The sequence below is a fragment of the Sphingomonas sp. genome (assembly GCF_025362505.1).
In the GTDB taxonomy this organism is placed as follows: Bacteria; Pseudomonadota; Alphaproteobacteria; order Sphingomonadales; family Sphingomonadaceae; genus Sphingomicrobium.
Genome location: NZ_JANYGG010000113.1, coordinates 12,568 through 27,113, shown reverse-complemented (window position 1 = coordinate 27,113; position 14,546 = coordinate 12,568). Strand labels below are relative to the sequence as shown.

Sequence of the window (14,546 nt, the reverse complement as noted above, 5' to 3'; positions counted from 1 at the left end):
GATGGCCCATGTGTGGCAGGCGCAGATGAGGGGCCGCTACTACCTCCCCCTGATGCGCCACCCGTTCTGCCGCTATTCCTACCAGATCGAGCCCGGCCGGCCGTTCGGCCGTTATGGACTGGAGCAACAAGCCGAAATCGTGCGTCACCTGTTCCTCGCCGAACGCGGTGTGATCCTCCCCCACAGTCCGCCGCGTGACCTGTTGCCGTTCGCCTAAAACACGCCAGCACCGACTCGACACGGCAGGCCGCGACGACGAGCCAAGCGCGCGGAAGGTTTGAACACGGGCACCGAGCGGGGCTATTCTGGCACCACCAGCCAGGTATCGAGGATGCGGCATAACCTCGGAATGCGGCGAAGCGGCCTCAATGTCCCGGTTCGATTGCGTGGAAGGAGCCGCTCGCCTATAGGCCCGGCTACCTCCCGTACCCGTCCCGAAAGAGGCCCATGACGCGTCGCCGCCAGATTTACGAAGGCAAGGCCAAGATCCTTTACGAGGGTCCCGAGCCCGGCACCCTGATCCAGTATTTCAAGGACGATGCGACCGCCTTCAACGCGCAGAAGAAGGGCACGATCGCCGGCAAGGGCGTGCTCAACAACCGTATCTCCGAGCATCTGTTCGTCGCGCTGCAGACGATCGGCATCCCGACCCACTTCATCCGCCGCATCAACATGCGCGAGCAGTTGATCCGCCAGGTCGAGATCATCCCGATCGAGGTCGTCGTCCGCAACGTCGCCGCGGGCTCGCTGTCGAAGCGGCTCGGGATCGAGGAGGGCACCCAACTGCCGCGCACGATCATCGAATATTATTACAAGGACGATGCGCTCAATGACCCGATGGTCGCCGACGAGCATATCGCCTGCTTCGGCTGGGCCAGTCAGGACGAGATGAACGACATCGCCGACATGGCGATCCGCGTGAACGACTTCATGTGCGGGCTGTTCGCCGGGATCGGCATCCGCCTAGTCGACTTCAAGCTCGAGTTCGGGCGCATCTGGGAGAATGACTTCTCGCGCGTTATCCTCGCCGACGAGATCTCGCCCGATGGCGCGCGCTTGTGGGACATGAAGTCGAACGAGAAGCTCGACAAGGACCGCTTCCGCCAGGACCTCGGCGGCGAGGCCGAGGCGTACCAGGAAGTGGCGCGCCGGCTGGGGTTGCTTCCCGAGGGCGAAGAGACCGCGGTGCTCGACCTCGACAGTCATCGCAAGAAGCGCGGCAAGTAGCACACGCAGCCTGTCCGGGGGACGGGAGAGCATGCTACCCAGAGGCGTGAGTCTCCCCCGCACCCGCGTCGTCACCCTCAACGCCGCCCTCGGCCCGCTCGACTATCGCGTCCCCGACGGCATGACGGTCGAGCCCGGCCAGGTCGTCGTTGCCCCGCTCGGCCCGCGCCAGCTGATCGGAGTAGCGTGGGAAGCGGATCGCCTCCAGACCGAGGAAGTCGGCGACAACCGCCTGCGCCCGCTCGCCGGGCTCGTCGACGTTCCCCCGATCGCCGCGCCGCTGCGCCGCCTCGCCGAATGGACTGCCGACTACTACCTCAGCCCGCTCGCCAGCGTGCTGCGCATGATCCTGCCGTCGGCGTCCGCGCTCGCCTCGCCGCGCCAGCTGATCGAGTATCGCCCGACCAACCTTATCCCCTCGCGCATGACCCCGCAGCGCGCCCAGGCGATCGCCGCGCTCGCCGGCCGCCAGGGTACGATCCGCGAGCTCGCCGACATCGCCGAGGTCAGCGACACCGTGCTGCGCGGGCTCGTCACCGCCGGAGCGCTCGAAGCGGTCGCGGTCGAGGCCGACTGTCCGCTCCCCCGTCCCGAGCCCGACTTCGCCCCGCCCGACCTCTCGGCCGACCAACAGGGAGCCGCAGAGACTCTCGCCACCGCGCGCGGCTTCGACCCGATCCTGCTCGACGGCGTCACCGGCTCGGGCAAGACCGAAGTTTATTTCGAAGCCATCGCCGCCACCCTGCGCCGCGGCTGTCAGGCGCTCGTCCTCCTCCCCGAAATCGCGCTGACCGAGCCGTTCCTCAAACGCTTCGAAGCGCGCTTCGGCTGCCCGCCGACCGCGTGGCACTCGGGCCTCCGCTCGTCGCAGCGCCGCCGGGCATGGCGCGGGATCGCCAGCGGCGAGGCGGCGGTCACTGTCGGCGCGCGCTCGGCACTATTCCTGCCCTACAAAAACCTCGGCCTGATCATCGTCGATGAAGCTCACGAACCAAGCTTCAAGCAGGAAGACGGCGTGCGCTACCATGCCCGCGACGTCGCCGTGATGCGGGCGAAATTCGAGGACATCCCCGTAGTCCTGTCCTCGGCCACCCCGGCGATCGAAACTCGCCACATGGTCGAGATCGGCCGCTACCGCGAGGTCCAGTTGCCGAGCCGCTTCGCCGGCGCGACGCTCCCTACCATCACCGCGATCGACCTCACGCAGGACCCGCCGATGCGCGGCCGCTGGCTCGCCCCGACGCTGGTCGCCGAGCTCGAGGCCAACCTTGCCGCGGGCGACCAGTCATTGCTGTTTCTCAACCGTCGCGGCTTCGCCCCGCTCACCCTGTGCCGGCATTGCGGCCACCGCTTCACCTGCCCCAATTGCACCGCATGGATGGTTGAGCACCGGCTGATGCACCGCCTCGCCTGCCACCATTGCGGCCATGTGGAGCCGCCCCCACGCCTCTGTCCCGAGTGCGGCGAGGAAGACAGCCTCGTCGCGTGCGGCCCCGGGGTCGAGCGCATCGCCGACGAGGTCGCCACCCTCTTCCCCGATGCCCGCACCGCGATCGTCACCAGCGACACCATCTGGTCCCCCGCCAAGGCCGCCGAGTTCGTCGCCGGGATGGAAGCGGGCGAGATTGACATCGTCATCGGCACGCAATTGGTGACTAAGGGCTATCATTTCCCCAACCTGACGCTGGTCGGGGTGGTCGACGCCGACCTTGGGCTCCAGGGCGGTGACCTGCGAGCCGCCGAGCGGAGCTTCCAGCAGATCAGCCAGGTCGCGGGCCGCGCCGGACGCGCCGACAAGCCCGGCCGGGTCTATGTCCAGACCCACGACCCGTCGGCCCCGGTCATCGCCGCGCTGGTCGCCGGCGACGCCCCCGGCTTCATCGCCGCCGAAACCGCTGCCCGCCGGGAAGCCGCCATGCCCCCGTTCGGCCGCCTCGCCGCGATCGTCATTTCCTCCGAAGACGCCGCCGAAGCTGAAGCCACCGCCCGCCGCATCGCCCGCTCCGCTCCCTCGATCGACGGCATGGCGGTCTTCGGCCCCGCCCCCGCTCCGCTTTCCATGCTCCGCGGCCGCCACCGCCAGCGCATCCTCGTCCACGCCGCCCGCGTGCTCGACGTGCAGGACGTCATTCGCGACTGGTTGGGCGGGGTCGAATGGAAGCCCAAGACGCGCGTGACCGTCGATGTCGATCCGTACAGCTTCCTTTGACAGCAACGTCAATTTCGTTTCAACTTGTGCAGCATCATCAATTTGGGTTGCGTAAATGATAAAACTCATTGTTCAGTTTGTCGCCTGTGTGGTGGCGATGATCAGTCCGTTTTCCGTCAGCGCGGCTTGGTATCAGGCAAGTTCACCTCATTTTTTGATCTATGGGGACAATGATTCGACGGCACTTCGCACTTACGCTGAAAAGCTCGAGCGCTTTGATCAGGCGGTGCGGTTCGTCAGGGGACTTCCCGAGTTCGTACCCGCGCCGGTCAATCGGCTAACGATTTATCAGGTAAAGGATCTCGACGCGGTCCAGACATTATATGGCGGCGGCGGCGTGGGCGGATTCTATCTCGCGCGCGCAAGCGGCTCGATTGCCTTCGTGCCGCGCGACGCCGGTGCTCAATATCGCACCGACCTGACGCCTGATGTCATCTTCTTTCACGAATATGCGCATCACTTGATGTATCAGCGGCTCAACGCCGCCTATCCCCCTTGGCTGGTCGAGGGGTTCGCCGAGTTTTTTTCCACGGCGACGGTCGAATCCGATGGTTCGGTCGCGATCGGCAAGCCCGCGCTTCACCGGGCAGAACTGCTAACCGGAAACTACACGCCGCTACCGGCCCAGGTCATGCTCGCTCCACGCCGCGGCAAGATGCAACCACTTCAATTCGCGCAGATGTACGGTCGCGGCTGGCTGCTGCTGCATTACCTGACTTTCAACCCGCAGCGACGCGGGCAACTCGATCGGTACATTGCCGGCATCCAGTCCGGGACCCCCGCGATAGAGGCCGCGCGCACCGCGTTCGGGAGCCTTTCGAGGCTCGACAACGAACTGAATTCCTACATGCGCTCAACTCACTTCGACTATGTGGTCGTGCCGGCGGCCAAGCTTCATTCGACCGCGATCGAGGTGACGCCGCTTCGTCCCGGCGTCGCTGCCATGATGCCGGTGATCATGCAGTCGAAGCGGGGAGTCGACAAGAAATCCGCGCCGCGGGTGGCCGAACAGGCGAGGCGCGTCGCGGCGGGTTTCGGCAATGATCCCGAAGTACAACGCGCATTGGCCGAGGCCGAACATGATGCGCACAACGAACAAGCCGCGATCCTAGCCGCCGATCGGTCGATCGCTCTCGATCCCAAGCTCGGCGATGCGATGCTGACCAAAGCGCGATCGATGATGCGGCTTGCCGCAGGAGTCGGCACAGCAAGCGCTCGCCCGCCTGCGGTTATCGACTGGAAGCCCATCCGCGCACAAATCCTCATGGCCAACCGGCTTGACCCAGACGACCCCGAACCCTTGATGCTATATTCCAGCACGTTTCGCAAAGCGGGCGAACCGGCCACGCCAAGCGCCAATCAGGGGCTGGTCTATGCCTTTGAAACCGCCCCACAGGATATGGGCCTGCGGTGGCGGGCAGCGGGCGCGTTGCTCGCCATGGGCAAGGATGCCGAAGCGCGCGTCGCGCTCGTCCCGATCGCCTATAATCCGCATGGCAGCGACACTCGCGACAAGGCGTTCGACGTGCTCGACAAGCTTCAGCGCGGCGACAGGCCCGGCGCGATGGCGCTTCTCGCGGGAAATCTGTCTACGTCGACCAAAGGCGACCACAAAACCAAGGAAGAGCATGACGACGGGGGCAACGACGACTGAGCCATCACTCACGCGCTGTCCACCCTCTAGAGCAGCGTCGGCATTGCCTTCTCCACTTCGAGCAGCTTGACCTTGTTGGGCAGACCGCCGCCATATCCGCCCAGGCTCCCGTCCGAGCGGATCACCCGGTGGCACGGGACCAGCACCGACACCGGGTTCGACCCGTTCGCCGTGCCAACCGCCCGCACCGCCCCCGGGCTCCCGACTGCGGCGGCAATGTCGGCGTAACTGCGCGTTTGCCCGAGCGGGATCTTGCGCAGTTCGGCCCACACTTTTTCCTGGAACGCGGTCCCGCGCACGTCGAGCGGCAGCTGGTGGTCGCTCGGCTGCTCGATCTGCGCCAGCGCCGCCGCGACCCACGGAGTGATCGTCCCGTCGTCGGGGCGAATATCCGCATTCGGGAACTTGCGCCTGAGCGCGCTCTCGTCTTCGCCGAAGGTCAGCCGGCAAATCCCCCTGTCGGTCGCCGCGATCAGCAGCGGCCCGAGCGGGCTTTCGGCCAGCACATAGCGGATCACTGCCCCCCGCCCACCATCCCGCCACGCCGACGGAGTCATCCCCAGTCGCTCGCCGCTGTCGGCGTAAAAGCGGCTCGGCGCGGCATAGCCGGCGTCATAGATCGCCTCGGTCACGCTCTTCTCCTCGCTCAATTCGGCCTCCGCCCGCCGCGCCCGAAGTGCTCGCGCGTAGGCCGCCGGCGACACGCCCACGTCGCGCGTGAACAGCCGCTGGAAATGATGCGGCGCATAACCGACCGCCGCAGCCAGATCGGCCAGCGATCGCGGCTCGTCCACCATCCCGATCAGCCGCACTGCCTTCGCCACCGCCTCGCGGTCGCGCCCCAGTTCATCCGGACGACACCTGAGACACGCTCGGAAGCCCGCCTCGCGCGCCGCCGCGCCATCCACATAAAACGTCATGTGCGCGCGTTTCGGATGTCGCGCGGCGCAACTCGGCTTGCAGTAAATGCCGGTCGTGGTGACGGCGCCGACGAACTGACCGTCATGCCCCCGGTCGCGCCGTTCGAACGCTGCCCACGCCCGCTGCTCGTTGATCTTGTGCTCTTCCATTCGAACAGCATAAGGCGCGTCGTCTGCCAGCGCATCCCGCCGCTTGCGGTCAAAGCAACGCCAGTCATTCACCCCCTTTCATCCGCACGAAATATAGCCCCGCCTTGCATCGCGCCGGAGCCGCTGCTACGGGCGCGGCAACCCGGCGGGGGTGCATGGTTTCGGCCGCAAGCGTCCCACCACGCAGGGGCAATATCTTCGTTTGGAGCTTATCGCGCGTGGAGAATTCTGGCGACCATTCACTTAGCGCCGGGCAGGCCAGCCTCGCGGGGCGCTACGCGTCGGCTCTGTTCGGCCTCGCCCGTGACGAGAAGCAGATCGATTCGGTCTCGAAGAGCCTTGAATCGCTGAGCCAGGCGCTGGCCGAATCGCCCGACCTCAAGCGCCTCGTGTCGAGCCCGCTGGTCACCCGCGCCGACGCCGGCAAGGTCATCGCGACGATCGCCCCGACACTCGGCCTCGACAAGCTCACCGCCAATTTCATCGGCGTCCTCGCCCACAATGGCCGGCTGCGCGAGCTGCCCAAGGTCATCGCCGCGATCCGCGCGCTGGCCGCCGCCCACCGCGGCGAAACGACCGCCGAGGTTACCACCGCCCACCCGCTCGACGACGACCAGCGCGCCGCGCTCGCTGCCCAGCTCAAGCAGCGCGCCAAGCGCGACGTTTCGATCGACGCGCATGTCGACCCCGCCATCCTCGGCGGCATCATCGTCCGGCTCGGCAGCCAGATGATCGATGCGTCGATCCGCACCCGTCTCAATACCCTCGCGCAGGCGATGCGGGGCTAGCGCCGCCGCACAACAAGATAAGATGAAAGGCTAAACCCATGGATATCCGCGCCGCTGAAATCTCCCGCGTCATTCGCGACCAGATCGCGAACTTCGACGTCGACGCGCAGGTCTCCGAAGTCGGCACCGTGCTGTCGGTCGGCGACGGCATCGCCCGCATTCACGGGCTCGACAACGTCCAGGCCGGCGAGATGGTCGAGTTTGACGGCGGCATTCAGGGAATGGCCTTGAACCTCGAGGCCGACAACGTCGGCGCGGTCATCTTCGGGTCGGACGCGACGATCAAGGAAGGCTCGACCGTCAAGCGCACCGGCACGATCGTCGACGTCCCCGTCGGCAAGGGCCTGCTCGGCCGCGTGGTAGACGCGCTCGGCAACCCGATCGACGGCAAGGGCCCGATCGTCAGCGACCAGCGCAGCCGCGTCGAGGTGAAGGCGCCGGGCATCATCCCGCGCCAGTCGGTTCACGAGCCGGTCCAGACCGGACTCAAGGCGCTCGACGCGCTCGTCCCCGTCGGTCGCGGCCAGCGCGAGCTGATCATCGGCGATCGCCAGACCGGCAAGACCGCCGTCGCGCTCGACACCTTCATCAACCAGAAGAAGGCCAACGCCGGCGACGACGAGAGCCAGAAGCTCTACTGCATCTATGTCGCGATCGGGCAGAAGCGCTCGACCGTCGCCCAGATCGTCCGCGCGCTCGAGGAAAATGGCGCGATGGAATATACCATCGTCGTCGCCGCGACCGCGTCGGAGCCCGCCCCGCTGCAATATCTCGCGCCCTACACCGGCTGCGCCATGGGCGAATTTTTCCGCGACAACGGCATGCACGCGGTCATCGTCTATGACGATCTGTCGAAGCAGGCGGTCGCCTATCGCCAGATGTCGCTGCTGCTGCGCCGCCCGCCGGGCCGGGAGGCCTACCCCGGCGACGTCTTCTATCTCCACTCTCGCTTGCTCGAACGCGCCGCCAAGATGAACGCCGACAATGGCGGCGGCTCGCTCACCGCGCTGCCGATCATCGAGACGCAGGCGGGCGACGTGTCGGCCTATATCCCGACCAACGTGATCTCGATCACCGACGGCCAGATCTTCCTCGAGACCGATCTGTTCTACCAGGGCATTCGTCCCGCGATCAACGTCGGGCTTTCGGTCAGCCGCGTTGGCTCGGCGGCACAGACCAAGGCGATGAAGAAGGTCGCCGGGTCGATCAAGCTCGAGCTTGCCCAGTATCGCGAAATGGCCGCCTTCGCCCAGTTCGGCTCGGACCTCGATGCCTCGACCCAGAAGCTGCTGGCGCGTGGCGCCCGGCTGACCGAGCTGCTCAAGCAGCCGCAGTTTCAGCCGATGCCGATCGAGGAGCAGGTCGCCTCGATCTTCGCCGGCACGCAAGGGTTTGTCGACCCGGTCCCGACCGCCGACATCACCCGCTACGAAGCGGCGATGCTGAGCTACCTGCGCTCGGACAAGCCCGAAATCCTCGCCAAGATCCGCGACACCAAGGCGCTCGACGACGAGACCTCGGCGGCGCTCAAGGACGCGCTGGCGACCTTCGGCAAGCAGTTCGCCTGAACCGATGGCCTCGCTCAAAGCCCTCAAGATGCGGATCGGCTCGGTCAAGTCGACGCAGAAGATCACCAAGGCGATGAAGATGGTCGCCGCGGCGAAGCTGCGCCGGGCGCAGGCCAATGCCGAGGCCGGCCGTCCCTATGCCACGCGGCTCGCCGCAGTCGTCGCCAGCCTTGCCAGCCGGGTTACGATCGGCCCGCAATCGCCGAAACTCATCGCCGGCACCGGCAAGGATGAGACCCACCTGATCGTGCTCGCCACCGGCGACCGCGGCCTCGCCGGCGCGTTCAACTCGAACATCGTCCGCGCCGCCCGCCGCAAGGCCGAGCAGCTCACCGCCGATGGCAAGCGCGTCGTCTTCTACATCGTCGGCCGTAAGGGCCGCCCGGTGATCCAGCGCTTCTTCCCCGACGCGATCATCGCCCAGCACGACACCAGCGCGATGAAGGCCCCGGGCTACACCGACGCCCTCGCCATCGCCGAGGATGTCAGCGACCGCTTCTTCGCCGGCCAGTTCGACGTCGCGCATTTGGCCTACGCCAACTTCCGCTCGACCCTGCTGCAGGAGCCGACGGTCGACCAGATCATCCCGGTCATCCCGACTGCAGCCCCGGCCAACGACAAAGCCGCCACCCCCGCCGCCGCGACCGAATATGAACCCGACGAGGAAGCAATCCTCGCCGCGCTGCTGCCCAGGAACGTCGCGATCCAGATCTATCGCGCGCTGCTCGAAAACCAGGCCGGCTTCTACGGCAGCCAGATGACCGCGATGGACAATGCAACGCGCAACGCCGGCGACATGATCAAGAAGCTCGGCATCATCTACAACCGCCAGCGCCAGGCCGCGATCACGACCGAACTCGTCGAGATCATCTCGGGCGCCGAAGCGCTCTAACCGCCCAAAAAGCCAAGGACAGACATCATGGCCACCGCCGCCGATACCACCAAGACTGGCACCGCCCCCACCCAGACGAGCAACCTCGTCGGCCGCATCGCGCAGGTCATCGGCGCGGTCGTCGACGTCGCGTTCGACGGCGAGCTGCCGCCGATCCTCGGCGCGCTCGAGACCGACAATAACGGCAACCGCCTCGTCCTCGAAGTCGCGCAGCATCTCGGCGAGAATATCGTCCGCACCATCGCGATGGACGCGACCGAAGGCCTCACCCGCGGCCAGCCCGTGACCGACACCGGGTCGCAGATCCGCGTCCCGGTCGGCCCCAAGACTCTAGGCCGCATCATGAACGTCATCGGCGAGCCGATCGACGATCGCGGCCCGATCGGTTCGGACCTGTTCGCCCCGATCCACGCCGAGGCGCCGCTGTTCGTCGACCAGTCGACCGAAAGCGCGATCCTGGTCACCGGGATCAAGGTCATCGACCTGCTCGCGCCTTATGCCCGCGGCGGCAAGATCGGGCTGTTCGGCGGCGCCGGGGTCGGCAAGACCGTGCTGATCCAGGAACTGATCAACAACATCGCAAAGGGCCACGGCGGCGTGTCGGTGTTCGCCGGGGTCGGCGAGCGCACCCGCGAGGGCAACGACCTCTACCACGAGTTCCTCGACGCCGGGGTCATCGCCAAGGACGCCGACGGCAACCCGACTCCCGAAGGATCGAAGGTCGCGCTGGTGTTCGGCCAGATGAACGAGCCGCCGGGAGCGCGCGCCCGCGTCGCGCTGTCGGGCCTGACCCAGGCCGAATATTTCCGCGACGTCGAAGGCCAGGACGTGCTGTTCTTCGTCGACAACATCTTCCGCTTCACCCAGGCTGGTTCGGAAGTGTCGGCGCTGCTCGGCCGCATCCCGTCGGCGGTGGGTTACCAGCCGACGCTGGCGACCGACATGGGCCAGCTGCAGGAGCGGATCACCTCGACCAACAAGGGCTCGATCACTTCGGTCCAGGCGATCTACGTCCCCGCCGACGATCTCACCGATCCGGCACCGGCCGCGTCGTTCGCCCACTTGGACGCGACGACCACGCTCAACCGCGCCATCTCCGAGCTTGGCATTTACCCCGCGGTCGATCCGCTCGATTCGACCAGCCGCGTGCTGACCGTCGCGGTCGTCGGCCAGGAGCATTACGACACCGCGCGCCGCGTCCAGGAGACGCTGCAGAAGTATAAGTCGCTCCAGGACATCATCGCCATCCTCGGGATGGACGAGCTGTCGGAAGAGGATAAGCTGATCGTCGCCCGCGCGCGCAAGATCCAGCGCTTCCTCAGCCAGCCGTTCCACGTCGCCGAAGTGTTCACCGGCATCCCCGGCAAGTTCGTCCAGGTCGAGGATACGGTGAAGTCGTTCAAGGCGGTCGTCGAGGGCGAGTATGACCATCTCCCCGAGTCCGCCTTCTACATGGTCGGCGGGATCGACGACGCGGTCGCCAAGGCCGAGAAGATGGCGCAGGACGCCTGATCATGGCCGACCTGCTCCATTTCGAACTCGTCACGCCGGAGAGACTGGTCCGTTCCGAGGACGTCCACATGGTGGTCGTCCCCGGCAGCGAGGGCGAATTCGGCGCGATGGCCGGCCACGCGCCCTTCATGACCACCCTGAAGGACGGTTCCCTGACGGTCTTCAAGACCCCCGGCGGCGCGCCAGAGACGATCCAGGTCAGTGGTGGCTTCGCCGAGATCGGCGAGAATGGTTTGACTGTACTCGCGGAGAGCATGTCCCTGTAGGGGGCCCACTTCTGCGTCTGCTACCCATCCGACGGCAGCATTTACTGCACAACTAACTTAGGTTAACCTCATCGGGAGCGATCGGGGGGCTGCTGATCCGTGTCGATGTTTGTCCAGCGATGGTCGCGACGTTTCGACCGAATGACAATCGAAGGGGGTGGGGGGCCCTGGTTCATCCTGGCTTTGCTGTTCGTCGGCACGGTGGCGATCAATCCGATCGGGTTCATGGGCGGGGGATGGGATGATTGGCAGTATCTCGACGCCGCGCGCTGCTGGCGCGAATACGGACCGTGCCTGCCGCATAACCATTGGCAGGGCCGATGGCCGGTCATCGCGCCAATCGCGCTCCTGACAAGCCTGTTTGGTGAAAACCGCTTGTCGGTCGGTCTGGCGCCATTGATCGCCAGCCTGTGGTGCCTGATTTTACTGGTCTTCATCGGAAACAGGATCTTTCGGCCTCCTGTCGGCTTCTTTGCGGCAGGGCTACTTTTGTGCACTTCGGCCTTTGCAATCCAGATATTGGACCCGGCCGTCGAGGCGACGGAACTTGCTCTCGTGCTCGGCGGTGTCATGGCTTTGCTTCAGTGGCGGCGCAGCAAGTCGCCAATCTGGCCGGCGCTGGCCGGTCTGTGCTTCGGATTGGCGTTCCAGGTGCGCGAGACCGCGGTGGTCGCAGCTTTGTTTGCCGCAGTGTAGTCGCATCTCGCCACTGTGTTGCGCGACCCCGCGCCAAACTATTGGCCGCGGCAATTTTTGCGCTACCGTTTCTGGTAGAGGCGTTGAGTTTTTTCGTAATGACCGGCGATCCGCTGTACCGCCGGCGCCTGTCGCTCAACCACGCGCGCATCCCGTCGTCTGAGTTGTTAGGCCCGGTCGACTACAATCACTCGGCGCTCTTCAACCCCAATTACATCGCAAATTGGCGCCGCGAACCAGGAATCCATGTTCACTGGTCGATCGACGGCCTGCTCAACCTGTTCGTCAACGCCAAGGGTGGCCTGGCGCTAATGCTGATCCCGGCGCTGGTCCTGACCTATCGCTGCACCCTGGCGCCGGGCGTCATCAAGGCGATTGCCGTCCTTTATGGAATTTCACTCCTTTACATTTGCGTGGTGATCTACGCGCTCGCACTCGATCCCAAGGCGCGGATGATGTTCGTCCCGATCGCCGGCCTCTCGTTGGCGCTGGCGTTGTTGCTGGTCAGCCTCATTGACACCAAGCACAGGCTCGTCGCCGGGGTGTCGGCTGGAGCCGCAATCGGCGTCGGCTTTTTCATTCTCTTTATTCATCAGCGCGTGTTCCCAATCGAAAAACCGGCGGCGGCCTGGATCGCCGCTGCACCCGGTCAGGTAGAGATTGACGAAAACACGCGCCGACACCTGGCGCTGGTCCCCGATGCGCAGCAACTTCCGCCACTTGCCGGGAAACGCCCGATGTTTCTGGTCAAGGCGGACGTTCGATGTGAGGTCTGGGCGGTGCGCAGTCGACTGGACGATGACGTCATGCTGATCCACCGGCAAGTCATGAGCCGGGCCAGCATGTTCGATGATCGCTGGTCAGGCGAACTGTGCCTTTTTCGCTTGGCTCGCCCGATCACTCGGCAACGGCTAGTCGATGGTGTGGCTGAAGCCGACTGGTACAAATCGGACGCACTTCGCCGCGCGAAGCCCGGATTAGCCATTCGGTAAACTTTCCCCTCTATTCACCATCCCGGCGGTTCCGCCAATTGAACGTGAGATCGGGTGGGTATGAACGCTTTCGGCAAGCGCAACGGACTGGGCAATACGGGTTCGGCAAGGCCGAATTTCGGAGTCGCGCGGCCCATGAAGGCGGGGCCTGGCGCGGCTGCGGCCGGTGGCGGGCAATTCCCGCCGATCGACAATGTTGCCCCCGAAGCCGATTCCGTCCCCCACACCAACAACAGCTTGGTTGGCGCGATGGACCGACTCAACCAGCGCCAAAACGCCAGCGGCGACCAAGGCACGATGAAGGCCGAAGGCTTCGAAGCCTCGGTCCACCGCATCAAGGAACAGGTCCTCCCCCGGCTGCTCGAACGGGTCGATCCCGAAGCCGCGGCGACACTCGGCAAGGACGAACTCGCCGAGGAATTCCGCCCGATCATTTCCGAAGTGCTCGGCGAGCTGAAGATCAACCTCAACCGTCGCGAGCAGTTCGCGCTCGAAAAGGTGCTGGTCGACGAGTTGCTCGGCCTTGGCCCGCTCGAGGAACTGCTCGCCGACCCGACGATCAGCGACATCATGGTCAACGGCCCCGATCAGTGCTTCGTCGAGCGCAAGGGCAAGCTCGAGCTCGCGTCGATCCAGTTCCGCGACGAGGAACATCTGTTCCAGATCGCCCAGCGCATCGTCAACAAGGTCGGCCGCCGCGTCGACCAGACCACCCCGCTCGCCGACGCCCGCCTGATGGACGGCAGCCGCGTCAACGTCATCGTTCCGCCGCTCAGCTTGCGCGGCACCGCCATCTCGATTCGTAAATTCTCCGAGAAGCCGATCACGCTCGACATGATGCGCGGCTTCGGGTCGATGTCGGAAAAGATGGCGACCCTGCTCAAGATCGCCGGTGCGGCGCGGATGAACATCGTCATTTCGGGCGGTACCGGCTCGGGCAAGACGACCATGCTCAACGCGCTGTCAAAGATGATCGACCCCGGTGAACGCGTCATCACGATCGAGGACGCGGCCGAGCTTCGCCTGCAGCAGCCGCACTGGCTGCCGCTCGAAACTCGCCCGGCCAACCTCGAGGGCCATGGCGCGATCACCATTCGCGACCTTGTCATCAACGCGCTGCGCATGCGTCCCGACCGCATCATCCTCGGCGAAATCCGCGGGTCGGAATGTTTCGACCTGCTCGCCGCGATGAACACCGGCCACGACGGCTCGATGGCGACGCTTCACTCCAACTCCCCGCGCGAATGCCTCGCGCGTATGGAAAACATGGTGATGATGTCGGACATCAAGGTGCCCAAGGAAGCCATCTCGCGCCAGATCGCCGACTCGGTCGACCTCATCATTCAGGTCAAGCGCCTCCGCGACGGGTCGCGCCGCACGACTAACATCACCGAGGTGATCGGCATGGAGGGCGATGTGATCGTCACCCAGGAGCTGTTCAAGTTCGAATATCTCGACGAGAGCGCCGACGGCAAGATCATCGGCGAATATCGCTCAATGGGCCTGCGCCCCTACACGATGGAAAAGGCCAAGATGTTCGGCTTCGATCAGCCTTATCTGGAGGCGTGCCTCTAAATTCCAGGATCGGGGTTGAGTTCGCGGAGGAAGGGCTGCACGAGTTCACTACAAAGAGCCGCGCGAAGTACGGATCGTCGACGCCTTTCCGATGACC

The 14,546-nt window shown here is 65.3% G+C and carries 12 protein-coding genes and 1 pseudogene; 12 read left to right on the top strand and 1 reads right to left on the bottom strand.

Annotated features, from left to right (window positions below; genetic code table 11):
* From Q0R27_RS11070 to Q0R27_RS11055, 4 genes and pseudogenes are all read left to right on the top strand, one after another.
* Nucleotides 1–217 (top strand): annotated as a pseudogene (locus tag Q0R27_RS11070) (vgr related protein); the annotation flags it as partial.
* Nucleotides 218–447: 230 nt separating this feature from the next.
* Nucleotides 448–1,227 (top strand): phosphoribosylaminoimidazolesuccinocarboxamide synthase, encoded by a 780-nt coding sequence (gene purC, locus Q0R27_RS11065; RefSeq protein WP_293944615.1) that lies wholly within the window; start codon nt 448–450, stop codon nt 1,225–1,227.
* Between the two features lie 46 nt (nt 1,228–1,273).
* Nucleotides 1,274–3,436: a primosomal protein N' gene (locus Q0R27_RS11060; protein ID WP_293944609.1), complete on the top strand. Its 2,163-nt coding sequence runs from the start codon at nt 1,274–1,276 to the stop codon at nt 3,434–3,436.
* Nucleotides 3,437–3,662: 226 nt separating this feature from the next.
* Nucleotides 3,663–5,090, top strand: coding sequence for a hypothetical protein (locus Q0R27_RS11055; RefSeq protein WP_293944604.1), 1,428 nt, complete (start codon nt 3,663–3,665; stop codon nt 5,088–5,090).
* A 26-nt stretch (nt 5,091–5,116) separates the two neighbouring features.
* Here the strand turns inward: Q0R27_RS11055 and Q0R27_RS11050 are convergent, their stop codons facing one another.
* Nucleotides 5,117–6,160: a methylated-DNA--[protein]-cysteine S-methyltransferase gene (locus Q0R27_RS11050; protein ID WP_293944602.1), complete on the bottom strand. Its 1,044-nt coding sequence runs from the start codon at nt 6,158–6,160 to the stop codon at nt 5,117–5,119.
* Nucleotides 6,161–6,378: 218 nt separating this feature from the next.
* Between Q0R27_RS11050 and Q0R27_RS11045 the strand changes: the two genes are divergently transcribed.
* The 8 genes from Q0R27_RS11045 to Q0R27_RS11010 all read left to right on the top strand — a co-directional run bounded on the left by Q0R27_RS11045 (nt 6,379) and on the right by Q0R27_RS11010 (nt 14,449).
* Complete coding sequence (locus Q0R27_RS11045) at nt 6,379–6,948, top strand: F0F1 ATP synthase subunit delta (RefSeq protein ID WP_293944599.1); 570 nt, start codon at nt 6,379–6,381, stop codon at nt 6,946–6,948.
* 38 nt (nt 6,949–6,986) lie between these two features.
* Entirely contained in the window at nt 6,987–8,516 is a 1,530-nt protein-coding gene (gene atpA / locus Q0R27_RS11040; RefSeq protein WP_293944596.1) for a F0F1 ATP synthase subunit alpha, read from the top strand.
* Nucleotides 8,517–8,520: 4 nt separating this feature from the next.
* Complete coding sequence (locus tag Q0R27_RS11035; protein ID WP_293944588.1) at nt 8,521–9,408, top strand: F0F1 ATP synthase subunit gamma; 888 nt, start codon at nt 8,521–8,523, stop codon at nt 9,406–9,408.
* 27 nt (nt 9,409–9,435) lie between these two features.
* On the top strand, nt 9,436–10,920 hold the full coding sequence (atpD, locus tag Q0R27_RS11030; protein ID WP_293944586.1) for a F0F1 ATP synthase subunit beta: 1,485 nt from the start codon (nt 9,436–9,438) through the stop codon (nt 10,918–10,920).
* A gap of 2 nt (nt 10,921–10,922) precedes the next feature.
* Nucleotides 10,923–11,186, top strand: coding sequence for an ATP synthase F1 subunit epsilon (locus tag Q0R27_RS11025; RefSeq protein WP_293944584.1), 264 nt, complete (start codon nt 10,923–10,925; stop codon nt 11,184–11,186).
* A gap of 105 nt (nt 11,187–11,291) precedes the next feature.
* Nucleotides 11,292–11,882 (top strand): glycosyltransferase family 39 protein, encoded by a 591-nt coding sequence (locus Q0R27_RS11020; protein ID WP_293944622.1) that lies wholly within the window; start codon nt 11,292–11,294, stop codon nt 11,880–11,882.
* A gap of 98 nt (nt 11,883–11,980) precedes the next feature.
* A complete protein-coding gene (locus Q0R27_RS11015; RefSeq protein ID WP_293944583.1) occupies nt 11,981–12,874 on the top strand; it encodes a hypothetical protein in 894 nt (297 codons plus the stop codon).
* A 60-nt stretch (nt 12,875–12,934) separates the two neighbouring features.
* Entirely contained in the window at nt 12,935–14,449 is a 1,515-nt protein-coding gene (locus Q0R27_RS11010) for a CpaF family protein (protein WP_293944564.1), read from the top strand.
* The last annotated feature ends 97 nt before the right edge of the window (nt 14,450–14,546 follow it).